Below are 25,028 nucleotides of genomic sequence, written 5' to 3' on the forward strand. Positions count from 1 at the left end.
CCGGTGCGCCGGCCGGCGTCAGTCTGTCCGCACGGCGCGGATCAGGTGCCGGGCCACGGTGCTCGCCCCCTCCTCGCCGATGAGCACGGTGTAGTGGTTGGTGTCGGCGACTCGGTGGGTCCCGATCCGTTGCGGGTCGAGTGCGGCGGCGGCCAGGCGCTGTTCGTCGTACAGCCCCTGCGCTTCGTCCATCAGTCCGCGCTCCGCCCAGAGCAGTTCCGCCGGGCAGCGGAGGCCGTGCAGGGCGCTCTCGGGGAGCAGGTCCGCTCCGTCGGTGCGTACCGCATCGATGTGGCAGGAGGAGCGCAGCTCGGGCTCGCGGCCGACGAGGTCGCGCTGGACGTAGGCGTCCGCCCAGGGTGACCAGTAGTCGGCGAAGGCCGGGTGTGCCTGCCAGAACTCCCGGTAGGCCGCGCGGTCCGGGAAGGTCATCGAGAGGCGCTCCATGGCGGGGCCGATGATGGCGGTCAGCAGCTCGTCCGGGTCCAGGTGGGCGGGGACGGGGAAGCTGAGGCCGCCGTCCACCAGGAGCAGGGAGGTGAACTCCTCCGGGTGGCGGAGGGCCGTCTCTACGGCGACGAAGGCCCCCATCGAGTGGCCGGTGAGCACGGCTCCTCGCAGTTCCAGCGCGTCGGCCAGCGCGGCCACGTCGGCGGCGTGCGCCGCCATCCCGTACGGGCCGGGCAGGGTGCCGCTGCCGGCTCTGCCCCGGAGGTCCGGGGCGACCAGCGTGACGCGTCCGGCGAGCCGGTCGGCGACGCGCGCCCAGCTGAGGGCGTTGGCGGTGATGCCGTGCAGCGCCACCGCGACCGGTGCGTCGGGATCTGCGGCGGGCCACCGCAGTACGGTCAGCTCCCCTCCGGCTACGGGGACGCGGAGTTCCTCGTACTTCTCCCAGGCGGGCGGTGCGGCGCTGTCGTGGGGGCTGCTCTGGGTCATGGTGCGGTGTCCTCCTGCTCGTCGGCGCTGGCGGGGGTGGGGCGCGTCCTCCTGGCGGCGCGGACGCGTTCGGGCAGCCGGACCAGGCCGCCGGGGAGGAGGTAGACCAGGGCGACGAACAACGTACCGAGCAGGAAGAGCGGTTCGGAGAGCGGCACCCGCAGTACCGCCGGCAGGTCGGCGACGGCGCCGGAACCGGCCAGGTCGCCCAGGCGGTGGTCGGCCCAGGTGTAGAGGATGCCGCCGAGCAGCGGCCCCCAGCGGCTGCCGCTGCCGCCGAGCACCACCATCACCAGGAGCGAGAGGGTGAATTCGGCGGTGGTCGTCTTCGGGGTGGCGCCGCCGGTCAGCAGCAGGTAGACGATGCCGCCGAGGGCGGCGAGCGCGCCGGCGAGGACGAAGGCGACGAGTTTGAAGCCGTAGGTGCGCAGGCCGAGCACCTCGACGCGGCGTTCGTTCTCCTTGATGCCCTCCCACACCCGGCCGGTGGGCGAGCGGACCGCCCAGTGCACGACGGCCAGGGTGAACACCGCGTAGGCGAGCGCGATCCAGTACAGGTTGGCGGTGTTCTGGATGCCGGTGAGCCAGCCGGGCAGGAGTTCGGCGGGGGCCGCCAGGCCCTCCTCGCCACCGGTGACGCCGCCCGGGTCGCGCTCCACCAGGATCGATCCGGCCTGGGCGAAGGCGAGGGTGACCATGGAGAAGCCGATGCCGCTGACCCGCAGGCTGACCGAGCCGAGCAGCGCGGCCAGCGCCACCCCGAAGAGCAGGGCGAGCAGCGCCGACACGGCGAACGGCAGACCGGCCTGGTGCATGATCACGCCGGTGGCGTAGGTGCCGGCGGCGAAGTACAGGGAATGGCCGAAGGAGAGGAGGCCGGTGCGGCCCAGCAGCAGGTCGTATCCGGTGGCGAGGGCACCGAACACCAGGCAGAGGGCGAGGAGTTGCAGGCTTCCCGGGCTGCCGATCGGTCCGGCGAGCAGGCCCGGCAGCGGCAGGGCGCTGTAGGGCGCCACGACCAGGGCGAGCAGCAGCGCGGCCGGCCACCAGCGGGTGAGACGGCGGGTGGTGGAGGGGGCTCCGACGGATGGGGCGGCGTCCCCGCCCTTCGGCTGGGGTTCGGCCGTAATCTCCGTGGCGGTGGTCACGCGAGCCTCCCGGTGAGTCCGCTCGGCTTGACGAGCAGCAGCGCGGCGAGCATCACGACGACGGCGAGGTCGCCGAGCCCGGCGGCGGTGTAGTAGTTGGCGAACTGCTGGACCAGGCCGACGCCGACCGAGGCCAGGGCGGCTCCGGCGACGGAGCCCATGCCGCCCATCACGACCACCACGAAGGCGAAGATCAGCAGCGAGGTGCCCTGTCCGGGGTCGACCGAACCGAAGTAGAGGCCGCCGAGCGCGCCGCCCAGAGCGGCCGCGGCTCCGCCGATGGCGAAGACCAGGGTGAAGGCCTTGCGCACGTCGATGCCGAGCGCCGTGACCATGGCCCGGTCCTCGACCCCCGCCCGGACGACCAGGCCGTGCCGGGTGCGGGAGAGGAAGAGCTTGAGCGCGATCAGGACGGTCAGGGCGGCGGCGATCAGGACCAGGCGGTTGACCGGGATGCGGGCCCCGAGCAGCCCGAAGGTGCCGGAGAGCGCCTCGGGCCCGGGGAAGGGCCTGGCGTCCGCGCCCCAGACCCCGGAGAGCAGTGCGGGGACGGAGAGCCCGACGCCGACGGTGGCGAGGATCTGCTCACGGGGGCGGGTGTAGAGCGGGCGGATGACGGCGAGTTCGAGGACGACGGCGGCCAGGGTGCCGACGGCCGTGCCGAAGAGCACGGCGAGCAGGAAGCCGGCGCCTCCGGGGCCGGCGCCGGGCAGTTGGCCGGAGGCGGCCCACCAGGTGGCGTAGGCGCCGATGGACAGGAGCGCTCCGTGGGCGAAGTTGAGGACGTCCATCAGGCCGAAGATCAGGGAGAGCCCGGAGGCCACGAGGAAGTACAGGGCGCCCAGGCCCAGGCCGGTGAAGACGAGCAGCACGACGGTGGACATCAGGCACCCGCCTCGGTGCCCTGCGCGGCCCCGGCGGATGACGGGGCTGGTGGTCGGTCCATGGTGTGCTCCCGTTCCGGAGGCCCGGCTCCGTCGGTTCGACGCCTTCCGACGCCGAGCAGCCTGCGGGTGGCCGCGCTGTCGGCGAGCAGTTCGGCCGCCGCGCCCTGGTGCGCGGTGCGGCCGTCGGCCAGGACCACGCAGTGCTCGGCGAGCCGGCGTACCAGCGCGAGGTTCTGCTCCACGAGCAGCACCGGCACGGCCTCGGCGGCCCGCTCCAGCACCTGGGCGACCTCGGAGACCACCTTGGGCGCCAGGCCCTTGGTGGGCTCGTCCGCGATGATCAGCCGGTTGTCGCCCAGGAGGGTGCGGGCGATGGCCACCATCTGCTGCTGTCCGCCCGAGAGCGTGCCCGCGGCCTGCCCCGCGCGCTGCTTGAGCTCCGGGAACAACTCGTGCACCAGGTCGTAGGCGGGCCGGCCGGCGCCGGAGCGTTCGGCCAGACGGAGGTTCTCGGCGACGGTGAGCGAGGCGAACACCCCGCGGTCCTCCGGGGCGTACCCGATGCCCCGGCGGACCAGGGCGTGGGTGGGCAGGCGGACGGTCTCCGCGCCGTCGAACAGCACGCTGCCGGTGCGGGGGACGAGCCCCAGGATGCCGCGTACCGTGGTCGTCTTCCCGGCGCCGTTGCGGCCGAGGAGGGCGGTCACCCCGGTGGGCGCCACATCGAGGTGGACGCCGTGCAGGATGTGGCGGCCGCCGATGACCACCTTCAGGTCGCGTACCGCGAGCAGGGGTTCGGCCGGCCCGGTCACAGCTCCTCCCCGAGGTAGGCCTGTTGGACGGTGGCGTCGGCCATCACGGCCCGCGGGGTGTCCACCGTGAGCAGGGTGCCGTGGTGCATCACGGCCAGCCGGTCCGCCAGGCTCAGCAGGATGTCCATATGGTGTTCGACCATGAGCACCGTGCGTCCCTCGTCGCGGTGCAGGGAGCGGATCAGTTCGGCCAGCACCGGCACTTCCTCGGCGCTCACTCCGGCCATCGGCTCGTCGAGGAGCATCACCCGCGGTTCGCCGACGAGCAGCACCGCCAGTTCCAGTTTTCGTTTCTCGCCGTGGGAGAGGCCGTCGGCCGGGGCGTCCGCGCGGTGGCTGAGGCCGGTGCGCTCCAGGACGTGTTCGAGTTCGCGCTGGTATCCGGCGGCCCGCCGCCAGATCCGGTACGAGCCGCCCGAGGCGGCCTGGGCCGCGAGCCGGACGTGGTCGGCCACCGTCATCTCGGGCCAGAGGCTGGAGGTTTGGAAGGTCCGGCCGAGACCGCGCCGGGCCCGGGCGTGCGCGGGCTCCGCCGTGATGTCCGAGCCGTCGAGCCGCACGGTCCCGGCGGAGGCCGGGACCAACCCGCTGACCAGGTTGAACAGGGAGGTCTTGCCCGCTCCGTTGGGGCCGATGAAGGCCAGGAACTCACCCTCGCCGACCTCGAAGGAGACGTCCTGGACGATGGTGGCGCCTCCGACCGACCAGCTCAGCCCCTCGGCCTGGAGCACCGGCGCCGTTGCCCCGGCCCCGGGGGTGCGGCCGGGAGCCTCGTTCGGTGCGGTCATCGCTCAGCCCGCCGGCTTCGCTACCGGAGGCGTCACGGCGTCCATCGGCAGGGTGTCCAGCAGCTCCGGCTCGGCCTGCTTCCCGGTGCCGGCGAGCTTGGCCGTGAACATCGGCTGGAGCAGGGCGTGGTCCTCGGCCCGGACCTGGGTGCGGCCCTTGACCCCGTCGAAGGACCAGCCCTCCAGCGCTTTCACCATGGCCGAGGTGTCCGTGGCGCTCCCCGACCTGACGGCTTCCACGATCATCTGGGCGGCGGTGAACCCGTCCGGACTGAACAGGTCGGGCCGCCCGCCGGCTTTCGATATGCCCTTCAGCATCGCGGTCTCGGCCTCGTTGCCGCCGCCCGCGCCGGGGAAGTAGTGGGCAAGGAAGGAGATCTTCGAGCCGGCCTTGCCGAAGATCGGGTACGAGGCGGTGCCCGCGAGGCCGGTGACCACCTTGCTGGAGTTCAGCACGTCCTGCTGGTTGAGCGCGGTCCACAGCGCCGGGGCGCTGGCACCGGCCCAGGCGACGAACACCAGGTCCGGGGCGCCGGACCTCACCTGCCGGGCGAACGGGGTGAGGTCGTTGGCGCTCGGCGGGGCGAGGACCGAGCCGACCTTCGCGCCCTGCTCGCCGAGGACGGCCTTGACCGCGGCCACATTGGCCTTGCCGAACGTCGAGTCCTGCGCCAGGACCGTCACCTTCTTGCCCTTGGCGCCGCCCAGGAGCGAACCGGCGGTCAGAATGTCCTGGTAGGACTGGCGTCCGGAGCGGAAGGTGTACTCGTTGACGCCGGTGACGGTGTCGGTGGCGGCGGGCCCGTTGATGTAGAGCACCTTGTTCTGGGCGGCGAGCGGCGCCACCTGGAGAGCAGCGCCCGAGTCGGTGGTGCCGGCGATGATCCTGACGCCCTGCCCGATCAGGTCCTTGGCCTCCGAGACGGACTTCGCGGCGTCGCTGGCGTCGTCCCGCTGGATGACCTCGATCGGGTGGCCGTCGACCTTTCCGGTGCCGCCGGTCGCGTAGTCGAGCCCCGCCTCGAAGCCCGCCTTGTACTGCTTCCCGTAGTCGGCGAGCGGCCCGCTGGTCGAGTGGACGAGCCCCACCTTGACCGCAGCGGAACCGTCGCCTTCCGCATCGTCCGAGCCGGCCGTGCCCGCGGCGGAACACGCCGCAAGCAGCGCCGTGGCGGCGACCACCGACGCGGCGGTCGCGGACCTTCGGCTGAGGGAACCTCCGGTGGCGGATCTCTTGCTGGGGTTGGAACGCATGATGGCCGGCTCCCGAAGTCTCGACGCCGCCCGTCACCGCGCGTCGCCGGGGACGCCCTCCCCGGCACGGGCCCCCGGTGACGGCGGGGTCCTGGCTGAATGGTGACGAAACCATAGGAGCGGATCCGACGCCGCCGACATGTGGCCGACGACCACTCATCGACCGCCGGGAGTGTGACTCCCGCACCCTTCCCGGGGCTTGAGGGTGCGGAGGCGACGGCGAACAGCGGCAGCGCCGGGTCGGCGGTCGCGGCCGGCTCAGTCCGCCGCGGCGCCAGGCTCTCCCTCGGGCGAGATCTGGTGCAGGCGCAGCGCGAGCTGGAGTTCCAGGGCCCGCTCCGGGGTCTGCCAGTCGCTGCCCAGCAGACGGCCGATTCGCTCCAGGCGCTGCACCACGGTGTTGACGTGGATGTGGAGGGCGTCCTTGGCCTTCGACTGGCTCATACCGCAGGCGAAGTAGACCCGCAGTGTCTGCACGAGATCGCTGCCGCGCCTGGCGTCGTAGTCGAGGACCGGCCCGAGGGTCCGGCGCACGTACAGGGGGAGGTCCGTGTCGTCCCCGAGCAGTATCCCGAGGAAACCCAGATCGGGCAGCGCCGCGCCCCGGCCGGTGTGCCCGAGCGCGCGTAGCGCCGACAGGCAGCGCAACGCTCCGGCGTGCGCCTGGGACACGGCGGCCGGCCCGGTGGCGGGGCCCGCGGCCCCGACGGTGACCGGCGCACCGGCGGCCTGGGTCAGTTCGGCGGCCAGGGCCCGGGCGCAGGAGCTGGTGTCCTCACCGGTGTCCTCGGTCGGGACGACCAGGACGATGTGGTCGTGGTGCAGCCCGGCCAGGCCCTTGCGGGTCCGAGCCCCGCGGGTCGCCGCGTTGAGCACGACCTGCCGCGGAGCGGGGTCGCCGTGTGCGACGAACACCGAGTGCGGCAGGGCCAGGTTGACACCGAGCCGGCGCGCCCTGGCGGTGAGGCCGCTGGTGTCCCCGGAGCCGGACAGCAGGTCGCCGAGCAGCTCTCCGCGGACCCGGTTCTCGGCCTCGGCCACCGAGCGGCGCAGCAGCAGGAGCAGGGCCGTGACGACGCTGGCGCGTTCGAAGAGGCGGCGGTCGGCCTCGCCGAGGTCGGCGCGGCCGGTCAGGGCGATGCTGCCGAGCAGCTCCGGCCCGGCGAGTACGGCGCAGACCCAGGTGCCGCCCAACGGCACGGCCCGGCCGCTGGCCCGGGAGGCGGCGACGGCCTGGGCCGGCGGGTCCTGCGGATCGGTGCCCACCCGGGCGAGTTCGGTGCCGTCCGCGTCATGGATCAGGGTGCCGCCCTTCAGCAGCGCCCCGATGTCGGAGGCGACCTCGGTGAAGTCCCCGCCGCGCAGCACCAGGTCGGTCAGGCGGTCGTGGGCCTCTTCGGTGCGGCGCATCTCCTCGCTGTGCTCCTGGATGGTCCGGGAGGCCGCGTTGAGGTCTACGAGCGCCGCCCGGGTCTCCTCCATGAGACGGGCGCTGTCGATCGCGATGGCCGCGTGGTCGGCGAGCGAGGACAGCAGCGCCACCTCGTCCGGGGTGAACTCCCGCCTGCTCCGGTCGGCGGCGTAGAGCACGCCGATGACGTGCGGCCCCTGGCAGAGTGGAACGCCGAGGATGCCGCGGAGGCCCTCCTCCAGCACGGCGCTGTCGATGGGCACGGTGTGCTGGAAGCGCGGGTCGTTCTGGTAGTCACCCGAGGCGTACGGGCGGGCGGTCTGCGCCACCAGGCCGCCGAGCCCCTCCCCCATGCCGAGCCGGAGCTGCTGGAACGCGGCGGAGACCGAACCGTCGGTCACCCTCATGTAAGTCCCGCCCGCCCTCTCGTCGTTGAGCGACAGATAGGCGACGTCCGTACGGAGCAGCAGTTTGGCCCGGTGCACGATGGCCCTGAGCACCGAGTCGAGGTCCCGCAGCGCGGCGAGGTCGCCCGCCGTGTCGAAGAGCGCGGTCAACTCCGCCTCGCGCCTGCGGTGCTGGCCCAGCGCGCGGCGGATCCGCAGGGCGGTCCGCGTCGCCTCGTCGATGGCGGCCAGCTCCGCCGCCGAGGCTCCGGCGGCGCGCGCCGCGCTGGCGGGCTGGGCGAACCGCTCGGCCGGGGCGTCCCGGGCCAGCAGGTCGAACAGGTCGAGCAGCGCGGTCCATGCCCTGTCCCCACCTGGGACGCGCGCGGAGCTGGACATCTGTCGATCGCCTCCGAGTCGGGCCGCGTGCCGCCGCGCACCCCGACCGGGGTGGGCCGCGGCGGCAGGCGGGTCAGATCACTTTCCGATTGTCTCCGAGGGTGATTCCCCGCTCGGGACCGAGGCTGCCGAGCGGTGGCGGAGACTGCGTCCGCGGGTCTCCTTCGCCACCAGGACGGTCAGGGAGGTGACCACCACCGTCGAGCACAGGTAGAGCGCTACGGGGGTGGCGGAGTCGTAGTCCTTGAGGAGTTCGACCGCGATGACGGGGGCGAGGGCGCCACCGATGATGGAGGCGAGTTGGGAGCCCATCGAGGCACCGGAGTAGCGGACCTTCGTGTCGAACATCTCCGAGATGAAGGCCGCCTGCGGCCCGTACATCGCCCCGTGGAACAGCAGCCCCACGGTCACCGAGAGGGTGATCACGGTGAAGGACCCGGCGTCCAGCAGGGCGAAGAACGCGAACGCCCACCCCGCCATGCCGACGGAGCCGATCAGGGTGACCGGGCGGCGGCCTATCCGGTCCGAGAGCGCGCCCCAGAGCGGAATGGTCACGAAGTGCACGGCGGAGCCGATCAGCACCGCGTTCAGCGCGGTGCTCCTGGGCAGCTCCAGATGGACGGTGACGTAGACCAGCACGAAGGCGGTGATGATGTAGTACGAGACGTTCTCACCGAGCCGGGTGCCGATCGCCGTCAGCACCCCGCGCCAGTTCCGCCGGAAGACCTCGACGACCGGCGGCTTCTCCCTGAACCCCGCCGCGGCCTTCGCCTCGGCCTCCGCCTGTGCCTCGAGGAAGACCGGGGACTCCGAGAGCGACACCCGGATCCACAGCCCGATGACGACCAGCACCCCCGACAGCAGGAACGGCAGGCGCCAGCCCCAGGCCAGGAACGTCTCCTCGGACTGCACGGTGGCCAGCAGCGCCAGCACGCCGGTGGCCAGCAGGTTGCCGCCGGGAGCGCCGGCCTGTGGCCAGGAGGCCCAGAAGCCGCGGTGTTCGGAGCCGCCGTGTTCGGAGACGATCAGGACCGCCCCTCCCCACTCGCCACCCAGAGCGAACCCCTGGACCAGGCGGAGCAGGGTGAGCAGGATCGGGGCGCCGATGCCGATGCTGGCGTGGGTGGGCAGCAACCCCATCGCGCAGGTCGATCCGCCCATCATCAGCAGACTGACCACCAGCAGCTTCTTGCGGCCGATCTTGTCGCCGAAGTGGCCGAAGACGACTCCGCCCAGCGGCCGGGCGACGAAGCCGATCGCATAGGTGAGGAAGGCGAGCATCGTGCCCACCAGGGGTTCGCTGGCCGGGAAGAACAGGGTGTTGAAGACCAGCGCGGCCGCGGAGCCGTAGAGGAAGAAGTCGTACCACTCGATGGTGGTGCCGATCAGGCTGGCGGCGACGATGCGGGGGATGTTCGCTGAGGACGGGGGAGCTGTGGTGGGGGAGGCCATGGACGCCACTTCCTCGTGTGCGGTGGGGACGAGTACGTGTCGGCACACGGTAGGAACCCCCGGAACGGCCGCACATGTGGCGGACCGACACAGTTCCGCGGACGGCTGTGCGGGCGGCCACCATGGCTGGCGGACAAACGTGGTCCAAGGAGGGCCGGAGTGGTGGTCGGGGGCAGGACGGTCGAACATTGGCTACCGATCCGCCGACCTCCCGACCCACCAGCCCCGCCCCTAGACGTCACCCGAACCAGGAAGTCCGCAACCATGCTCGTCGCCCGTTCGCTCGCGCTGTTCGCCGTCGCCGCTGTCTTCGAGATCGGGGGTGCGTGGCTGGTCTGGCAGGGCATCCGCGAGCACAAAGGCTGGGCCTGGATCGGTGCCGGCGCCATTGCACTCGGCCTGTACGGCGTGCTCGCCACCTTCCAGAGCGACGACGACTTCGGCCGCATCCTCGCCGCGTACGGCGGCATCTTCGTCGCCGGGTCGATCGCCTGGGGCATGGTCGCCGACGGCTACCGCCCCGACCGCTTCGACATCATCGGCGCCCTGGTCTGCCTCGCCGGGATGGCCGTCATCATGTACGCCCCGCGGGGCCACTGACCCCGCCCGCAGCGGGCTGCCTCAGGCTGGCTTGCGCCAGACGGAGATGTGCTTCCGGGAGTCCTGGGTGAACGGCGCCCCGTCCCAGTCCGCGACCCGCCGTTCCAGCTCCAGCCCCGCGATCCGGGCCATCAGGTCGAGCTCCGCCGGCCACGCGTACCGGTGGCGGGAGCCGCCGCGGCGGTAGCGGCCGTCCTCGCCGTCGCGGGTGAGGTGGTGCGAGACGAGGACCTGCTCGACCAGGTCGAAGGTGTCGAAGCCGAGATGCCGCTCGGAGACGTCGAACGGCACCGCGACCTGCCCGGGCGGCAGGAACCGCAGCGGCGGTACGCCCAGCTCGATGACGAACCGGCCGCCGGGCACCAGATGGCGGGCGGCGTTGCGGAAGCACTCGACCTGCTCGTCCTGCGTGAGCAGGTTCGAGATCGTGTTGTACACGAGATAGACCAGGGTGAACTCGCCGGGGACGACGGCCGCGGCCATGTCCCCGATGGCGACCGGGAGCATCTCCTCGTCGATCTTGCGCCGCAGGACCGCTGCCATGTGCTCGGACAGTTCGATTCCGACGACGGGCACGCCGCGTTCCCGGAGCGGTACACCCACTCGTCCGGTTCCGACGGCGAACTCCAGCGCCCGGCCGTCTCCGGCGAGTTCGGCCAGGAAGTCGAGAGTCGGTCCGAGAACAGCGGCCGAGGACATCTCGCTCTCCTCGGCGTCGTAGCGGTCGGCGGTCGCACGGGTCCACAGCTCACTGCTCGTCACGGGCGGCCACTCTGCCGGGCGCGGTGGGGAGCCGTCCACGCATTTTGAGGAGCGGAACGGCAGGCTGGGCCAGCGAGCGCTCGGCGAGTGGTCACCGCCCCGGGCCGACGTCAGCTGGCCGTCCAGCCGCCGTCCAGGGGGATGGAGGCGCCCGTGACGAAGCCGGTGTGCGGCCCGCACAGCCACAGCACGGCGGCGGCCACCTCCTCCGGCTCGATCAGCCGCTTGGCCGCGGAGCGCCGCAGCAGCACCTCACCGACCACCTGCTCGGGACCGATGCCGTGCGCCGCCGACTGCGCGGCGATCTGGCGCTCGACCAGGGGCGTCCGCACGTACGCCGGGTTGACGCAGTTGCTGGTCACCCCGTGCTCGGCGCCCTCCAGGGCGGCGACCTTGCTCAGCCCCTCGATCGCGTGCTTCGCCGTGACGTAGGCGGACTTGAAGGGGCTGGCCCGCAGGCCGTGCGCGCTGGAGATGTTCACCACCCGGCCCCAGCCCTGGGCGTACATATGCGGCAGGGTCCGCTTCAGCAGCAGGAACGGCGCGGTGACCATCACCTTCTGGATCAGCTCGAACCGCTCCGCGGGGAAGTCCTCGATCGCGGCCACGTGCTGCAGGCCGGCGTTGTTGACCAGGATGTCGAGGTCGGTGGGGAGTTCCCCGATGGCAGCGGCGTCGGACAGGTCGGCGGGGTGCGCTTCGCCGCCGATGTCCACGGCGACGGTCCGGGCCGACTCCTCGTCCAGATCCACGACGTGCACCAGGGCCCCGGCAGCCGCCAGGGCCACCGCGCAGGCCCGGCCGATGCCGCTGCCGCCTCCGGTGACCATGGCCGTCCGCCCCGAGAGGTCCACGGGATCGACGGCCTGTGCCGCTCCGCCGGCCGGGGGTGTGAGTCCGCTTGTCATGGCGGGAAACGTAAGGGGTGAAGCCGGTCGGTTCCGATGTGTGCGAGCGCCACAGTGGCACCGGCCGCTATGGATGTTCCCGCCAGCGGGCGCGGTGACCGGCGGGGGCCAGCGGCTCGCGGTGGAGGGGCCCTGGGACAGGCGCGCGGGGAGCGGGGCCCGGTCGGCCCCGCTCCCCGCGGTGTGGTGCGCGTTCCCTGCTCCGCACACGGTCGGATCAGGGACATCCGTTGTCGGCGATGACGTAGTGACCCGCCGGGGACTCCTTCAGGGTGTGTGTCACGGCCACGTTGTAGAGCCCCATGTCCTGGTTCGAGCCCTTGGCGTAGACGTAACCGCCGCTGGTGCTGGCCCGGTCGGCCCGCACGTGTTCGTAGTTGTTCGACGTCCAGCAGGCCGCCGCCGGATCCGAGGGGCTGGGGCTCGGGGTCGGGCTGCTGCCGGGGTCCTCCGGATCGGTGGCGCCGCCGGTCAGGCCGAAGAAGTCGACGATCCAGTAGCTGGAGCAGATCGAGTCCAGGAAGTACGCCCCGGCCTGTCCGCACTGCTGGGAGCCGGATCCCGGGTCCACCGGGGTGCCGTGGCCCATGCCCGGCACGGTGTTCACCTCCACGGCCACACTGCCGTCCCCGGCCAGGTACTGCTCCCTGACGGTGTTGTTGGGCCCGATGGTGGACGTGCGGTCCGGACTCTGCCCGAGGCCGTGCACCTGCGTCCACTGGTCGCGCAGCTCCTCGGCGTTCTTCGGCGCGACCGTCCAGTCACTGTCCCCCTGCCAGACGGCGACCCGGGGCCGCGGGCCGGAGTAGCCGGGGTGGGCGTCCGTCACGCGCTGCGCCCACTCGGCGGGGGTGCGGTCCACACCCGGGCTCATGCAGGTGAAGGCGGTGATGGAGTCGGTGGCGCAGCCGTAGGGGAGTCCGGCGATCACCGCACCGGCCTTGAAGACGTCCGGGTAGGTGGCGAGCATGACCGCGGTCATACCGCCGCCGGCGGAGAGTCCGGTGACGTAGGCCTGGCCCGGGTCCGCCCCGTAGGCCGAGCCGGCGTGGGCGACCATCTGCCGGATCGAGGCGGCCTCGCCCTGGCCGCGCCGGGTGTCGGACGGCTCGAACCAGTTGAAGCACCGGCTGAGGTTGTTCGCCGAGGTGGTCTCGGCGAAGACCAGCAGGAAGCCGTGGGTGTCGGCGAAGGTCGTCAGCCCCGAGTGGTCCGCGTAGTCCTGCGCGCTCTGCGTGCAGCCGTGCAGTGCCACCACCACCGGGGCGCCGGCCGGCAGCGCGGCCGGCCGGTAGACGTACATGTTCAGGGCGCCCGGGTTGGCGCCGAAGTCGGCGACCTTCTCCAGGCTCACGGCCGCCTGCGCCTCCGTGGCGGGGGCGAACAGCGCGGCGACCACGGCCAGCACCGCGGCGGCGGCCAGCGCACCGGCCCCCGCCCAGGACAGTCGCCTCGGGTGCCCCCTGGCCGGCCGGTCTGGTGCGGCCGGCTTCGGTGCGGTTCCGTGCGTCGGCACGAGGCCTCCCCTCGGGTGGACGGCACGGGACCTTTCCCGGCCCCGCGACCCCGGTCCGCCACGCGGGGGTGGTCGGCTACCGGGGTGCGGTCACCGTAGGCGGGGGCGCGGCGGCCCCGGAATGGTGCCGTCATCCACAACGGGGAAGGCGGTCACCGGCCTCCGAACCGTTGCATCGGCCGGCGCGCGCTGCTAACGCCGCGTCCGGTAGGAGGGGGCCGCACCGCGCTCCCCGGCGGGCCGCTCCGCCGTCCTCACTCGTTCGCGGCGGCGACGGCCTCGACGACCTCCTTGGCGGCGCCTTCCGCGGCCTTGCGGAGGTCGGCGGACTTGGGTGTCTTGCCGTCCTCGAAACCGGCACCGTTGTAGTGCAGCGTGAGGACCGCGTTCTCGGTGCGGACGACCACGGTCTGGTTGACGTAGTTGTCGCCGTCGCTCTTCTGCTCGTAGCTGACGGTCGTCGCCGCGTCCCCGAGAGCCGGCTCGGCGGTCTTGAGCTTCTTCGCGCCCTCGGCGGCCTTCGCCGTCTCCACGTGCTTGGCGTACTGCTCCTCGGCCCGTTCCTCACCGCTGCCCAGGGCCTCATCGGAGTCGTAGCGCTCCAGGGATATGTCCATCCAGCGGTACTGGTAGCCGTCCAGGCCGTGCCAGGAGCAGGAGCCGCGGGCGTCGAGGTCGTAGGACTTCCCGCTGGTCCCGCCCTTCTTCTTCGCCTTGGGCACCAACTTTCCGACGGTGCTCTTGGAGAGCGTGTCGCAGGCCCGGGGGAGCTTGCCGTACTTGGCCGGGGCCGGCTTCGGCTCGGCGCTGGCGGAGCTGTTCGGCGAGTCCTCCGCGGAGCCCTTGTCGTCGGACTCCATGGTGCAGCCGGCGACGAACACCGCCGGCAGCACGGCTGCGCAGGTGAGTAGGCGGGCGAGTCGGGGGGCTGATCGGTGCATGGTTCCTTCGCTCATCGGTGTCCGCCTCCGCTGGAGGCGCCGACCAGGTCGGTGGTCGGCAGAGTCACGCGCATACCGTACGAGGAATGCCCGGTTCCTGGCGAAACCGGCTGGTCAGTCGCTGAACCGTGAGGACAGTTCGGCGGCGATCCGCTGCGCCTTCTCCTGGAGGTCGGCGCTGTCCAGCAGGCCGGACTGCTGGTTGGCCCACAGGTCGTACCGGACGGTGACCAGGACGTTCGAGGCCCGGAAGACGACCGTGACGTCCCGGTGGACGCCCGAGTCGGAGGTGACGAGCCGGTCGTCGATGTAGGCCACCTGGCCGAGGTCGTCCAGTGTCCGGGGGGCGGTCCGCGGATCGTCGCTCGCGTCCGCGGGCGGGCTCTCACTGGGGGAGCCGCTCTTCCCCTTCCCGCCGGCCACCGCGCTCTTCCCGGCCTTCCCGACGCCGGCGTCGGGGTCGTCGCTCGGAGAGGACGAGGGCCTGCCGCTGCCGGTCTCCTCCTGGTCCTGCGAGGCGTCGGGGATCTTCGCCGCCTCGGCCTTCTTCTCGTACAGCTCCTGGGCCCGGTCGTCGTCGCTGACCTCCGGGTCGTAGGAGACCACCCGCTCGAAGTCGATCTCGAGGTGCCGGGAGCCGTCCGAGGACTCGTCCTGCCAGCGGCAGCCGACCCGCCGATCGGTGTCGTAGGTGAGGGTGGCGTGCCCCGCGTACGCCCTCTCGCGCTGGGTCTCGGCGAGGTCCTGGTAGCCGGGGAGCAGCACGCCGAGGGTCTCCTCGGTGGCGGCCCCGCAGGGCTCGGGGAGCGTCCGGTACTTCCCGGGAGGGGCGCCGGAGGAGCCGGCCGAGGAGCCGCCCGGCTTCAGATCGCCGGAGCCGCCGCCCGGGGCGCCGGTGCAGCCGGCCGCGCCCCCCAGTAGCAGCACTGCTGCCAGGGCGGCACCGGGCGCGTAAGACCTTCGCCGCACGGTCCCCCGCTCCTTTCGAAGGAAAATTCGTTGCCATCGAACGATGGCCATTGGAAACAATGTCTACCGCACAGGCGGGCGGGTTCGCCGAGGTGCTGCCGGGTACCTGGCAGTAAGTCCTGTTTTGCCTTCTGGCCGATTCCGTGGGGGAACGAGATCACCATGCCGTACACCGAACTGCCCGGCGGGAGGGTGCCCATCCGCATGTGGGCGGACCCGGGCACCGTGGAGAGCGCCGCGATGGGCCAACTGCGGAACGTCTCGACGCTGCCCTGGGTCGAGGGGCTGGCCGTGATGCCGGACGTGCACTACGGCAAGGGGGCGACGGTCGGCTCGGTGATCGCCATGCGCGGGGCGGTCTGCCCCGCGGCGGTCGGGGTGGACATCGGCTGCGGGATGTCCGCGGTGAAGACCTCGCTGACCGCGAACGACCTGCCGGGGGACCTCTCTCGGCTGCGGTCGAAGATCGAACAGGCCATCCCGGTGGGACACGCGATGCACCGCGAGCCGGTCGACCCCGGGCGGCTCAGGGACTTCCCCACCCGGGGCTGGAACGACTTCTGGCGGCGGTTCGACGGGGTGGCCGAGGCGGTCAGGTACCGCCGCGACCGGGCCGTGCGGCAGATGGGCTCGCTGGGCTCGGGAAACCACTTCATCGAGTTCTGCCTCGACGAGTCGGGCTCGGTCTGGCTGATGCTGCACTCCGGCTCCCGGAACATCGGCAAGGAACTCGCCGACCACCACATCACGGTCGCCAGGGGGCTGCCGCATAACCAGGACCTGGTCGACCGGGACCTGGCCGTCTTCGTCGCCGACACCCCGCAGATGGAGGCCTACCGCAACGACCTGTTCTGGGCGCAGGAGTACGCCCGCCACAACCGCGCGATCATGATGAGCCTCTTCCAGGACATCGTCCGCCGTGAGTTCCGGAAGGCCGCTCCCACCTTCGAACCGGTCATCTCCTGCCACCACAACTACGTCGCCGAGGAGCGCTACGACGGCGCCGACCTGCTGGTCACCAGGAAGGGGGCGATCCGGGCCGGGAGCGGTGACTACGGCATCATCCCCGGATCGATGGGCACCAGCTCGTACATCGTGCGGGGCCTGGGCAACGAGGCCTCCTTCAACTCGGCCTCGCACGGCGCGGGCCGGCGGATGAGCCGCAACTCGGCGCGGAAGCGGTACACGGCGCAGGACCTGGTACGCCAGACGCAGGGTGTGGAGTGCCGCAAGGACGCCGGCGTGGTGGACGAGATCCCGAGCGCCTACAAGCCGATCGACCAGGTCATGGAGGAACAGCGGGACCTCGTCGAGGTGGTCGCCAAGCTGCGGCAGCTGGTCTGTGTGAAGGGCTGAACCCCGGGGCGGCGCCGACCGTCCGCCCCGGGAGGGGCGGGCGGCCAATTACCGTCGGCCGCGGCCCTGGTGGTGCCGGGGCCGGCCCCGGCCGCCCTCGCGGTCCGGCCCCGCCAGGCCGTAGTGTGGTCGGGTTTGGACAGTGCCGCAGGCCTGCCGAAACCGAGTTCCACGCCTACCGCCGTACCAGGGGGCCACCGTGCCGACACCGCGTATGAGCACGACACCGCTGCCGGGGATCGGGGTCCAGTACGACCTCACACTCCGTGACCACCGACACGTTTCGGTGGTCGCGCACCGGGACGGATCACGCAGCCTCAACGCGTACCGCTCCGACGATCCCGACGCCTGTTCGTTCTCCATCCACCTCAGCGGTCCGGAGGCCGCCACGGTGGCCGACACACTCGCCCCCAACGACCGCAGCCCCAGCCTGCTCTACACCACCGACCTGGGACTGGTCGCCGAGCGCCTCCCGCTGAGCGCCGTGTCGTACTGGAACGGCCGGCTGCTCGGCGAGACCCGGGTACGGACCGAGACCGGCGCCTCCATCGTCGCGGTGCTGCGCCGGGCGGAGGCCATTCCGTCACCCACCCCGGACTTCAGGCTCGCCGGCGGGGACATCCTGATCGTGATCGGCACTCGCGAGGGCGTGGACGCGGCCGCCGCCGTCCTGGAACGGGAGTGATCGGATGCATTCAGCCCTCTTCCTGATCGAACTCGGCGCCATCATCCTCGCCCTCGGGCTGCTGGGGCGGTTCGCCGGACGCTACGGTTTCTCCCCCATCCCGCTGTACCTGCTCGCCGGCCTCGCCTTCGGCCAGGGCGGGCTGCTGCCGCTCGGTGCCAGCGAGGAGTTCGTCTCCTTCGGCTCCGAAATCGGAGTCGTGCTGCTGCTGCTCATGCTCGGCCTCGAGTACACGGCGGCGGACCTGATCAGCAACCTCAAGACCCAGTACCCGGCCGGGGCCGTCGACTTCGCGTTCAACGCGCTGCCCGGCGCTGCCGCCGCCCTGCTGCTGGGCTGGGGGCCGGTGGCCGCCGTGGTGCTCGCAGGTGTCACCTGGATCTCCTCCTCCGGGGTCATCGCCAAGGTGCTCAACGACCTGGGCCGGGTCGGCAACCGCGAGACCCCCGTCATCCTCAGCGTCCTGGTGCTGGAAGACCTCGCCATGGCGGTGTACCTGCCGATCCTCACCGCCCTGCTGGCCGGCGCCGGGCTGGTCGCCGGCAGCGTCACGCTGGCCGTCGCGCTGGGCGCGGCCGGGCTGGTGCTCTTCGTCGCGGTCCGCTACGGGCGGATGATCTCCCGCTTCGTCTCCACCGAGGATCCGGAGAAGCTGCTGCTGGTGGTCCTCGGACTGACGCTGCTGGTGGCCGGGGTGGCGCAGCAGTTGCAGGTCTCGGCGGCGGTCGGGGCGTTCCTCGTCGGCATCGCGCTCTCGGGGGAGGCGGCCGAGGGCGCGCACGCGCTGCTGCTGCCGCTGCGGGACCTGTTCGCCGCGGTCTTCTTCGTCTTCTTCGGTCTGAGCACCGACCCGGCCAGCATCCCGCCGGTGATCGTGCCGGCGTTCCTGCTGGCGGTGCTGAGCATCCTCACCAAGATCGCCACCGGTTACTGGGCCGCCCGCCGGGCCGGGATCGGCCGCCGGGGGCGCTGGCGGGCCGGCGGCACCCTGGTGGCCCGCGGCGAGTTCTCCATCGTGATCGCCGGGCTCGCCGTCTCGGCGGGGATCGAGCCGCAACTGGGGCCGCTGGCGACGGCGTACGTCCTGCTGCTGGTCATCCTCGGGCCGCTGACGGCGCGCTATGCCGAGCCGGTCGCCCAGCGGCTGACCAGGCACACGGGGACGATCGGCGTCACTCTGGACACGGTCGGGACGGCCGGCGAGCCGGCGATCAGCCGGCCGGATCCGCCCGCGCGGCGGTGAGACCGCCGCTGGGCCCAAACGAGCTGGGCAGCCGACCGGCTGCCCCCTCCAGATGAAACGGCCGCCGGCCTCCGCTGGTATCGCGTCAGCGGACGCGACTCGGCTGCCCGCCACCCCTGCGGCACGGGCCGGCAAGCGCGCCGCGTCCCTCGGGGACCGGTCACACGGCGGAGGCCGACGGCCCTCAGCGGTCGTAGTCGGCTATCGCCGCCATGGCGTGGTGGAGCAGTGCCGGGCCGTGGGAGAGCCGGGCGACCCCCAGCTCCTGGAGTCGGGGGGCCGTTGGGAGACCGGGTCGGGCGAGCAGGCTCAGCCTTCCGGGCCCGAACGCCGCCGCCAGCTCCCGGATGGAGGCCTCGTCCACGAGTCCGGGGACGAAGACGCAGTCCGCCCCCGCTTCCAGGTAGGCGAGCCCTCGTGCCATGGCTTCGGTGCGGCGTTCGTCCTCGTCGAGCGCCTCGGCGGCGAGGTAGACATCGGTCCGTGCGTTGACGAACAGCGGCACCGCCGTGCTCGCGCCCGCGGCGACGGCTTCGCGGATGTCCCGGGCGAACGCTTCGCACGGGGCCATGGCGTCCTCGAGGTTCGCGCCGACCGCACCGGCGTCGACGGCGGCCTCGATGGTCGCGCCGACGTCACCGTAGCCGCGTTCCAGGTCGGCGGTGACGGGTAGGGAGACGGCTGCGCAGATGCGGCGGACGGCCGCCAGGTGGAGGTCGAGCGGGATCTGCTCGCCGTCCTCGTGGCCGTGGACGGCGGCGATGGCCGCGGAGGCGGTGGCGATCGCCGTGGTGCCGGGGCGCGAGGCGACGGCTCTCGCCGAGGCCACGTCCCAGACGTTGAGGAGTCGCAGCAGTTCCGTCCCCTGGTGGAGCGACCGCAGGAGGTGGGCCTTGTCAGCTTGGGAGGGGGGCATCGGTCCGTACCTTCAACTCGTGTGCAGCTGCTCGCCGCGTTCGGTGGTCAGGGAGCTGAAACCGCGGGTGCGGGCCATCGTCTCCACCGCCTGCCACAGCTCGACGGCTGCCGCTCCTCGGGGGATCTCGGTGAGGACCGGGCCGAAGAACGCTCGGCCGTGCACGTGGACCATCGGTGTCCCGCCGTCGCCTCCGCAGCCGGCGATCGCCTCGGCGGTCCGTCTCCGGAGGTCGTCATCGCGCGAGGGATCCGCTGCGGCGTCCAGCAGCGCTGCCGGCAGGTCGAGTTCGCTGACCGTCTCGCGGAGGTTGAGCGGGTTGTCGCGTACGCCGTCGACATGGCGCCGGCGTCCGAAGGTCTCGTAGAACCGGGGCCACAGTTCGCTCCGGTCGGAGTCGAGGAGGGCGGCGGCGACCCGCGCCGCCGACCAGGCCTCGTCGTTGTACTTCCGGTACCAGGGATCCAGCTCACGCCCCTCGTTCACGCAGGACAGGCTCATCAGGTGGACTCCGACCGCCAGGGGTGTGTGCCGGGCGGCCTCAAGGAGCCACTGGGTCGTGATCCAGGCGAAGGGGCACTGCGGGTCGACGTAGACATCCGCGACAGGTGTTCGGTCTTGGCTCATGGACAGGATGATAGCTTTCCCAGGAAAGTACTTTGGAGGGAGAGCGGTGGACCCGGTGGAACAGGCGGTCGAGGCGTGGCGCACGCGGCGCCCGGACCTCGATCCGTCACCCATGCTGATCGTCGGACGCGTTCAGCGGCTGTGGGCGCTGTGGGACCTCGGCTTGCGCGCCCCCTTGGCAGCGGCCGACCTGCACCCGGGCGACTGGGACGTACTGGCGGCGCTACGCCGCCTCGACCGGCCGGTCGCGCCGGGTGCCCTCGCCCGCACGATGCTCGTCACGGCGGGTGCGACCACCAAGCGGATCGACCGACTCGTCGCGGCGGGCCTTGCCCAGCGCAGCCCGTCGCCCCACGACGGACGCAGCCGCTTGGTGCACATCACGGACGACGGCCGCGCTCTCGCCGACCGGCTCATCGAGCCGCATCTGTCCAACGAGAGCGCGTTGCTGTCGCCCCTGAGCGCCGAGGAGCGGGAGACCCTCAGCCATCTGCTGGGCCGCTTGCTCGACCACGCCGAGCCTGGGTCCCGCGAATAGAGCGGGCGGAAGGAGACCGGCGTCAGGCCGACGGGTGCTTCGGCGGCGGGATCCTTGTCCACCGTGCGCAGGGCCGCTCCCCGGAGGGCCGTGACCACCACAGTCCCTCGCCGTGTGTCAGCCCCGGCAGTTGGCGCTCGATGGCCTGTACCTGACGGGTGGGGATACGGCCGGTGAGGCTCCAGCAGGTGTCGCCTCCGCGTGTCTGGTGAATCTCCGCATCAAGGCCGGTCAGGGCCGTGGTGATCGCGGGGAGGGCGTCCAGTGGCACTTCCACTTCGTAGACCGAGGAGGGTTCGTAGACCAGGGTGCCGGCGTCCTCCAGTGCCCGTGCCAGGACGAGGGGGGTCAGGCCGCGGAAGTCGCCGGCCGTGCTGACCGGACCGACGAATCCGGAACGGGTCAGGGTGACCGTGCAGTCCGTCACCGCCCAGCCACGGGGCCCGCAGCCGAGTCCAGCGCGCACCCCCTCTTCGACGGCGCGGTGGAACGCCGGCGGCAGCGCCCCGAGTTCTGTCTCGTACTGGAAGAAGACCCCGGCCCCTTGGGGCGCGGGTTCGACACGCAGCCCGACGGTGGCCCAGAACCCGCTGGGACCGGGGGCGCGGTATGCCATCTCCTCGCACGCCTCGCCGACTGCGACCGGGCGCTCGTGGCAGATGGTGCGACTCGGTTCGAAGACGGCGTCGAGACCGAATGCTTCCCGCAGTTCCGCGGCCAGGATCTCCTTCTGGATCTCTCCGTACAGCAGGATGGACGTGGCGCCGTCCTGTTCCACACGCACGTCGATGAAGGGGTCCTGCTCCGCCAGCGACTGCAGGGCGGTGTGCAGGCGGGCAGCCGCACCAGGTGTGTCGGTGCGTGACCGGACGCGGGTCTGGAGAGTCGGAGTCGGCAGGCGTGGTTGTCCGGTGTCGTCGAGGGCGTCCGGCTTGCCGATCTGGTCACCCACCCGGATGTCCGCCACCTTGATTCTTCCGATGTTCCCGGCCGTCAGTGGACCTTTGACCTCGTTGGGTCGGCCGATCACCTCCAGCCTCGTCACCGTCGCGGTCTGCTCGTCGTAGGCGCCGTCGGACCGGCGGCGGTGGAACGTCACACGCTGGCGGGGCGCGAGCTCGCCGCTGAAGAGCCGCAGGTAGTGGGTCTTCCGACCGGACGGCCCGCGTTCCAGGGCGAAGACGATGCCCCGGGGCTCCCGCCCGCCGGCATCCGAAGCCGAGTACGCGGGCGGGACGAGGCTGGTGAGGCCGTCGACGAGTGCGCCGACGCCCTCGCCGCTGAGCGCGGAGCCGAAGTAGACCGGATGGACCCGTCCCATGGCCGTGTGGTCGGCGAGCGCCGTGTGGAGCTCTTCCGGTGTGAGAATCGGACCGTCGACGAGACGGGCGAGCAGGGCCTCGTCGTTCTCGGCGAGCACCTCCGCCAGGCGGCTGCCGAAAGCCGGGTCCGCGAGCGACTCCGGAACGGTGCGAGCAGCAGCGGTGCCGAGGCCGCGGACCGCTGTCATGGCGATGATGTCCGGTGCCAGTTTGCGTTGGATGTCCGTGAGCAGGTCGTCCTGCCGGGCACCTGGGCGGTCGATCTTGTTGACGAAGACGAGTGTCGGCAGGCCCATGCCGCGCAGGGTGCGCATCAGGAGGCGGCTGTGTGCCTGGACCCCCTCGACGGCGGAGAGGACCAGGACCGCGCCGTCGAGGACTGCGAGGGCGCGTTCGACCTCGGCGAGGAAGTCGGTGTGGCCGGGGGTGTCGAGCAGGTTGACCTGCGTGGAGCCGACGACGAAGGGCGCCACGGCCGAACGAACCGTGATACCGCGATCCCGCTCGGTCGGGGAGGTGTCGGTCCGTGTGTCGCCGGCGCCGACGCTGCCGAGTCGGTCGATGCTGCCGGTGTCGAACAGCAGTCGCTCGGTCAGGCTGGTCTTACCCGCGTCGACGTGCGCCAGGATGCCGATGTTCAGGGTGCGTTGGATGTGCATGGGTGCCGAAGTCCTCGAAAGTCACCGTCCGGTAAGGGGGCTGGGGTGCTTCGAAGAATCGGCGCATTACGAGCTCCTCCTGATCGTCTGACGTCTTCAGCATGGTGGCACGCTTGCTCGGCACCTGCTTCGGTATTTTCTGCCGGCGCCCCATCCCCCGGCGGTGCTCTCGTCCCCGCAACGAGTCGCTGTGCACTCGTCCGACACCCCACCAGTTCAGTGCACCGGACGGTACTTCGCGATGATCACGCCGCTGCTGGTCGGCCGGGCGCTCACCAGCTGCAACTTCTTCAGGGAGGCGTCGTCGGAGAACAGCCTCTTGCGACCCTCCCCGGCCACCAGGGTGGATCAGCAGCACCAGTTCGTCCAGCAGGTCCTGTTCCAGCAGGGAACGCACCAGCGTCGGGCTGCCCGCGACGGCGACGCCCTTGCCCGCACCGGCCTTGAGCTTCTCGATCGCGGTCGGCAGGTCGCCGTTGACGAGCGTGCTGTTCGCCCAGCCCGCGACGTCCTCCAGGGTGGTGGAGACCACGTACTTGGGCGAGTCGTTGATCCACTCGGCGAAGCCGGCGTCCTCGCCGCCGGTCACCGACGGCCAGTAGCCGGCCCACTCGGTGAAGGTCACCCGGCCCAACAGAATGGTGTCGGCCGTCTCCAGAGTCTCCGCCAGGGAGGCGCCCATCTCCTCGTCGAACGCGAACTGCCACTCGTCCGGCGACCGGGCGACACCGTCGAGCGAGACGAACAGCCCGGAAACGACCTTGCGCATGGTTCCTCCGTGATCAGTCGGGTCGTCCGCCCGCTCCCGGCCGGGAGCGGGCGAACCCTGTCGGTGATGTCAGGGAGGAGGTTGGGCGGGCGCTGGGGAGGAGGGCTTGTACAGAAGCGACAGAGGCTCCGCCCGGTCGGGAACGCTCAGCTGAGTGGCGGTCCGGCCGATGTACCGCTTCAGGGAGCGCGCCAGGTGCGGCTGGTCGAAGTAGCCCAACCGGTGCACGACGTCCTGGACCGACACGCCCTCCCGGATCAGCACCGCTGCCCGGCGGGCCCGGTCGATCTGCCGGATGGCGCCCCGGGTGAGGCCGGTGGCCGCGACGAAGCGCTGCTGGAGGATGCGTTCGGAGACATCGGGGGTGAGGCCGTCGAGCACCGCGGGCACGATCGGGTCGCATTCCAGGATGCCCTCCCGGGCCATGCGCCGCACGAACCCCTCCGCGTTGTCGTAATCGGGCAAGCACCATGCGGAGCCCTTCGACCAGACGGACCGCCGAGTCACCTCGGGGATCTCCGCGCTACCGCCCGGGAGCCGGCTGGTCGGCAGGTGCGGCATCGAAGTGCCGAGGGCGAAGCTGATGCCGAAGAAGGTCGTGTCCTCGGGCACGGGAGCCTGGCAGGCCATGGGCTCCGGCCCCAGCACGGCCGCCCGGACCCGGCCCTCGTCGAGCCAGAAGACGAGCTCCCAGTGCGACGCCGCGATCGATGTCATCCGGCCCAGGCCGTCGCTGCGGCTGCGCCATACCCGCTCGATGTACGGCAGCTCAGACGGCCGGCTCTCGATCTCCAGACCCAACCGGTCACCCCCGCACACCGCTGCCCGACGGCAGTTTGGCACGTGGGCCGGACAGCCGGAGCGCGCGTGCGGGATGCCCGTGGGGCGTGCGTGGAGGCACCGGCCGCAACCGGCCTGCGGCTACCGCCGGGTCAGGGCCACACCAGGCAATAAGGCTGGTGGCCCGCGTCATGCAGGCGGTGGCTGAAGTCCTGCCACTCATGCAGCAGTTGGTAGACGTGGAAGGCGTCGCGCGGGCCGCCCCGGTCCGGCACGGTGGACCAGATGAAGGCCGCCGCGCCCACCGACTCCTCGCCGACGTCCCGCAGCGGGTCCACCACGGTCATCGGCAGCTTGACCACCGCGTAGTCGGGGTGCAGCACGACGAGTTCCAGCGGGGGCACCCGGTGCAGCGGCACCCCCTCGATGCCGGTGAGGACCATCGCGGCCATCGTCTCCGGCTTGATCTTGGTGAACATGCCGCCCATGCCGAGCTCGTCACCCCCGAGCTCCTCCGGGCGCATGGAGATGGGGACCCGGGCCGCGGTCGCTCCGTCGGGCGCACCGAAGTACTTGTAGGTCACCCCCACCCGGCCACTCCTGCTTCCGATCCGTGCCTCATGTGCATTGCGCCGGTGGCGGCCCCGCTGGGCACGCTTCGGGCCCCGGCCGTCCGTCCCTTCGCCCAGTTCGCCACCGCGATGCATATTCTCCACCCGACTATTCACGGCGATAGCCGCGCAACCCGATCATCTTCTCAGAGACCTCCCCCGGGACCGGCCGGTGAAACGCCCGGGAGCCCTTACGACTTGGTACGCGGTGACGAGCGGGCTCCCGGCGTCATACGATTCCGCCTCCGGCGTTGGCGTCGGTCGACGGCTCCGCCCCGCTCGGTTCGGCCTGATCCGGAGGGGCTGCATCGCGTCGATTCCCTCCGCCGTCTTGGATTCGAAGGCGGAGG

General features: G+C 71.8%; 24 protein-coding genes. 5 read left to right on the forward strand and 19 right to left on the reverse strand.

Annotated features, from left to right (window positions below; all coding sequences use genetic code 11):
• Positions 1-18: 18 nt before the first annotated feature.
• From BGP73_RS12415 to BGP73_RS12450, 8 genes are all read right to left on the reverse strand, one after another.
• Positions 19-939: an alpha/beta fold hydrolase gene (locus BGP73_RS12415; protein WP_069814390.1), complete on the reverse strand. Its 921-nt coding sequence runs from the start codon at positions 937-939 to the stop codon at positions 19-21.
• On the reverse strand, positions 936-2,087 hold the full coding sequence (locus BGP73_RS12420) for a branched-chain amino acid ABC transporter permease (protein ID WP_069814391.1): 1,152 nt from the start codon (positions 2,085-2,087) through the stop codon (positions 936-938). The genes BGP73_RS12415 and BGP73_RS12420 overlap by 4 nt, the downstream gene beginning before the upstream one ends.
• Positions 2,084-2,971, reverse strand: a complete 888-nt coding sequence (locus BGP73_RS12425) for a branched-chain amino acid ABC transporter permease (RefSeq protein ID WP_069814392.1) — start codon at positions 2,969-2,971, stop codon at positions 2,084-2,086. Before BGP73_RS12425 ends, BGP73_RS12420 begins: the two co-directional genes overlap by 4 nt.
• Positions 2,971-3,786 carry an ABC transporter ATP-binding protein gene (locus tag BGP73_RS12430; RefSeq protein ID WP_069814393.1) on the reverse strand — a complete coding sequence of 272 codons (816 nt, stop codon included), beginning with the start codon at positions 3,784-3,786 and terminating at the stop codon, positions 2,971-2,973. The genes BGP73_RS12425 and BGP73_RS12430 overlap by 1 nt, the downstream gene beginning before the upstream one ends.
• Positions 3,783-4,574: an ABC transporter ATP-binding protein gene (locus BGP73_RS12435; RefSeq protein ID WP_069814394.1), complete on the reverse strand. Its 792-nt coding sequence runs from the start codon at positions 4,572-4,574 to the stop codon at positions 3,783-3,785. The genes BGP73_RS12430 and BGP73_RS12435 overlap by 4 nt, the downstream gene beginning before the upstream one ends.
• Before the next feature lie 3 nt (positions 4,575-4,577).
• Positions 4,578-5,828, reverse strand: a complete 1,251-nt coding sequence (locus BGP73_RS12440; RefSeq protein WP_069814395.1) for a substrate-binding domain-containing protein — start codon at positions 5,826-5,828, stop codon at positions 4,578-4,580.
• 258 nt (positions 5,829-6,086) lie between these two features.
• On the reverse strand, positions 6,087-8,024 hold the full coding sequence (locus BGP73_RS12445) for a helix-turn-helix domain-containing protein (RefSeq protein WP_069814396.1): 1,938 nt from the start codon (positions 8,022-8,024) through the stop codon (positions 6,087-6,089).
• A 78-nt stretch (positions 8,025-8,102) separates the two neighbouring features.
• Positions 8,103-9,476, reverse strand: a complete 1,374-nt coding sequence (locus BGP73_RS12450) for an MFS transporter (protein ID WP_069814397.1) — start codon at positions 9,474-9,476, stop codon at positions 8,103-8,105.
• Between the two features lie 264 nt (positions 9,477-9,740).
• Here BGP73_RS12450 and BGP73_RS12455 point away from each other — a divergent pair, with 264 nt between their 5' ends.
• Complete coding sequence (locus BGP73_RS12455) at positions 9,741-10,076, forward strand: YnfA family protein (RefSeq protein ID WP_069814398.1); 336 nt, start codon at positions 9,741-9,743, stop codon at positions 10,074-10,076.
• Between the two features lie 21 nt (positions 10,077-10,097).
• Here the strand turns inward: BGP73_RS12455 and BGP73_RS12460 are convergent, their stop codons facing one another.
• From BGP73_RS12460 to BGP73_RS12480, 5 genes are all read right to left on the reverse strand, one after another.
• A complete protein-coding gene (locus tag BGP73_RS12460) occupies positions 10,098-10,838 on the reverse strand; it encodes a class I SAM-dependent DNA methyltransferase (RefSeq protein WP_069814399.1) in 741 nt (246 codons plus the stop codon).
• 110 nt (positions 10,839-10,948) lie between these two features.
• On the reverse strand, positions 10,949-11,746 hold the full coding sequence (locus BGP73_RS12465; protein WP_069814400.1) for a 3-hydroxybutyrate dehydrogenase: 798 nt from the start codon (positions 11,744-11,746) through the stop codon (positions 10,949-10,951).
• Between the two features lie 217 nt (positions 11,747-11,963).
• A complete protein-coding gene (locus BGP73_RS12470) occupies positions 11,964-13,262 on the reverse strand; it encodes an extracellular catalytic domain type 1 short-chain-length polyhydroxyalkanoate depolymerase (RefSeq protein WP_069814401.1) in 1,299 nt (432 codons plus the stop codon).
• A 254-nt stretch (positions 13,263-13,516) separates the two neighbouring features.
• The gene (locus BGP73_RS12475; protein WP_244501180.1) at positions 13,517-14,218 is read right to left on the reverse strand and encodes a DUF3558 domain-containing protein; all 702 of its coding nucleotides are present in this window, start codon (positions 14,216-14,218) and stop codon (positions 13,517-13,519) included.
• Between the two features lie 99 nt (positions 14,219-14,317).
• Positions 14,318-15,172 carry a hypothetical protein gene (locus BGP73_RS12480; RefSeq protein ID WP_069814403.1) on the reverse strand — a complete coding sequence of 285 codons (855 nt, stop codon included), beginning with the start codon at positions 15,170-15,172 and terminating at the stop codon, positions 14,318-14,320.
• Positions 15,173-15,334: 162 nt separating this feature from the next.
• Between BGP73_RS12480 and BGP73_RS12485 the strand changes: the two genes are divergently transcribed.
• From BGP73_RS12485 to BGP73_RS12495, 3 genes are all read left to right on the forward strand, one after another.
• Complete coding sequence (locus BGP73_RS12485; protein WP_069814404.1) at positions 15,335-16,528, forward strand: RtcB family protein; 1,194 nt, start codon at positions 15,335-15,337, stop codon at positions 16,526-16,528.
• Between the two features lie 214 nt (positions 16,529-16,742).
• On the forward strand, positions 16,743-17,213 hold the full coding sequence (locus tag BGP73_RS12490) for a cation:proton antiporter regulatory subunit (protein WP_069814405.1): 471 nt from the start codon (positions 16,743-16,745) through the stop codon (positions 17,211-17,213).
• 4 nt (positions 17,214-17,217) lie between these two features.
• Positions 17,218-18,456: a cation:proton antiporter gene (locus BGP73_RS12495; RefSeq protein WP_069814406.1), complete on the forward strand. Its 1,239-nt coding sequence runs from the start codon at positions 17,218-17,220 to the stop codon at positions 18,454-18,456.
• A 184-nt stretch (positions 18,457-18,640) separates the two neighbouring features.
• Here BGP73_RS12495 and BGP73_RS12500 read toward each other — a convergent pair whose 3' ends face one another.
• Positions 18,641-19,372 carry an isocitrate lyase/PEP mutase family protein gene (locus BGP73_RS12500; RefSeq protein WP_069814407.1) on the reverse strand — a complete coding sequence of 244 codons (732 nt, stop codon included), beginning with the start codon at positions 19,370-19,372 and terminating at the stop codon, positions 18,641-18,643.
• 12 nt (positions 19,373-19,384) lie between these two features.
• Entirely contained in the window at positions 19,385-19,999 is a 615-nt protein-coding gene (locus BGP73_RS12505) for a mycothiol-dependent nitroreductase Rv2466c family protein (protein WP_069814408.1), read from the reverse strand.
• A 46-nt stretch (positions 20,000-20,045) separates the two neighbouring features.
• Between BGP73_RS12505 and BGP73_RS12510 the strand changes: the two genes are divergently transcribed.
• Positions 20,046-20,537 (forward strand): MarR family winged helix-turn-helix transcriptional regulator, encoded by a 492-nt coding sequence (locus BGP73_RS12510; protein ID WP_244501181.1) that lies wholly within the window; start codon positions 20,046-20,048, stop codon positions 20,535-20,537.
• A gap of 22 nt (positions 20,538-20,559) precedes the next feature.
• Here BGP73_RS12510 and BGP73_RS12515 read toward each other — a convergent pair whose 3' ends face one another.
• From BGP73_RS12515 to BGP73_RS12530, 4 genes are all read right to left on the reverse strand, one after another.
• Positions 20,560-22,518, reverse strand: a complete 1,959-nt coding sequence (locus tag BGP73_RS12515) for an elongation factor G (RefSeq protein ID WP_069814409.1) — start codon at positions 22,516-22,518, stop codon at positions 20,560-20,562.
• The gene (locus tag BGP73_RS12520; protein WP_244501182.1) at positions 22,463-23,287 is read right to left on the reverse strand and encodes a dihydrofolate reductase family protein; all 825 of its coding nucleotides are present in this window, start codon (positions 23,285-23,287) and stop codon (positions 22,463-22,465) included. Before BGP73_RS12520 ends, BGP73_RS12515 begins: the two co-directional genes overlap by 56 nt.
• Before the next feature lie 69 nt (positions 23,288-23,356).
• Positions 23,357-24,088: a helix-turn-helix domain-containing protein gene (locus tag BGP73_RS12525; protein ID WP_069814410.1), complete on the reverse strand. Its 732-nt coding sequence runs from the start codon at positions 24,086-24,088 to the stop codon at positions 23,357-23,359.
• A 131-nt stretch (positions 24,089-24,219) separates the two neighbouring features.
• A complete protein-coding gene (locus BGP73_RS12530; protein WP_079127479.1) occupies positions 24,220-24,774 on the reverse strand; it encodes a hypothetical protein in 555 nt (184 codons plus the stop codon).
• Between the last annotated feature and the right edge of the window lie 254 nt (positions 24,775-25,028).

Origin of the sequence: Streptomyces sp. TP-A0874 (assembly GCF_001748085.1) — a bacterium.
GTDB lineage: Bacteria > Actinomycetota > Actinomycetes > Streptomycetales > Streptomycetaceae > Streptomyces.

Excerpts from the sequence above, each read along its gene's own strand:
- BGP73_RS12415 (WP_069814390.1), bottom strand. The coding sequence starts at position 939 with ATGACCCAGAGCAGCCCCCACGACAGCGCCGCACCGCCCGCCTGGGAG.
- BGP73_RS12425 (WP_069814392.1), bottom strand. The coding sequence starts at position 2,971 with ATGTCCACCGTCGTGCTGCTCGTCTTCACCGGCCTGGGCCTGGGCGCC.
- BGP73_RS12435 (WP_069814394.1), bottom strand. The coding sequence starts at position 4,574 with ATGACCGCACCGAACGAGGCTCCCGGCCGCACCCCCGGGGCCGGGGCA.
- BGP73_RS12440 (WP_069814395.1), bottom strand. The coding sequence starts at position 5,828 with ATGCGTTCCAACCCCAGCAAGAGATCCGCCACCGGAGGTTCCCTCAGC.
- BGP73_RS12445 (WP_069814396.1), bottom strand. The coding sequence starts at position 8,024 with ATGTCCAGCTCCGCGCGCGTCCCAGGTGGGGACAGGGCATGGACCGCG.
- BGP73_RS12450 (WP_069814397.1), bottom strand. The coding sequence starts at position 9,476 with ATGGCCTCCCCCACCACAGCTCCCCCGTCCTCAGCGAACATCCCCCGC.
- BGP73_RS12455 (WP_069814398.1), top strand. The coding sequence starts at position 9,741 with ATGCTCGTCGCCCGTTCGCTCGCGCTGTTCGCCGTCGCCGCTGTCTTC.
- BGP73_RS12465 (WP_069814400.1), bottom strand. The coding sequence starts at position 11,746 with ATGACAAGCGGACTCACACCCCCGGCCGGCGGAGCGGCACAGGCCGTC.
- BGP73_RS12475 (WP_244501180.1), bottom strand. The coding sequence starts at position 14,218 with ATGAGCGAAGGAACCATGCACCGATCAGCCCCCCGACTCGCCCGCCTA.
- BGP73_RS12485 (WP_069814404.1), top strand. The coding sequence starts at position 15,335 with ATGCCGTACACCGAACTGCCCGGCGGGAGGGTGCCCATCCGCATGTGG.
- BGP73_RS12490 (WP_069814405.1), top strand. The coding sequence starts at position 16,743 with ATGAGCACGACACCGCTGCCGGGGATCGGGGTCCAGTACGACCTCACA.
- BGP73_RS12495 (WP_069814406.1), top strand. The coding sequence starts at position 17,218 with ATGCATTCAGCCCTCTTCCTGATCGAACTCGGCGCCATCATCCTCGCC.
- BGP73_RS12500 (WP_069814407.1), bottom strand. The coding sequence starts at position 19,372 with ATGCCCCCCTCCCAAGCTGACAAGGCCCACCTCCTGCGGTCGCTCCAC.
- BGP73_RS12505 (WP_069814408.1), bottom strand. The coding sequence starts at position 19,999 with ATGAGCCAAGACCGAACACCTGTCGCGGATGTCTACGTCGACCCGCAG.
- BGP73_RS12515 (WP_069814409.1), bottom strand. The coding sequence starts at position 22,518 with ATGCACATCCAACGCACCCTGAACATCGGCATCCTGGCGCACGTCGAC.
- BGP73_RS12520 (WP_244501182.1), bottom strand. The coding sequence starts at position 23,287 with ATGCGCAAGGTCGTTTCCGGGCTGTTCGTCTCGCTCGACGGTGTCGCC.
- BGP73_RS12530 (WP_079127479.1), bottom strand. The coding sequence starts at position 24,774 with ATGCATCGCGGTGGCGAACTGGGCGAAGGGACGGACGGCCGGGGCCCG.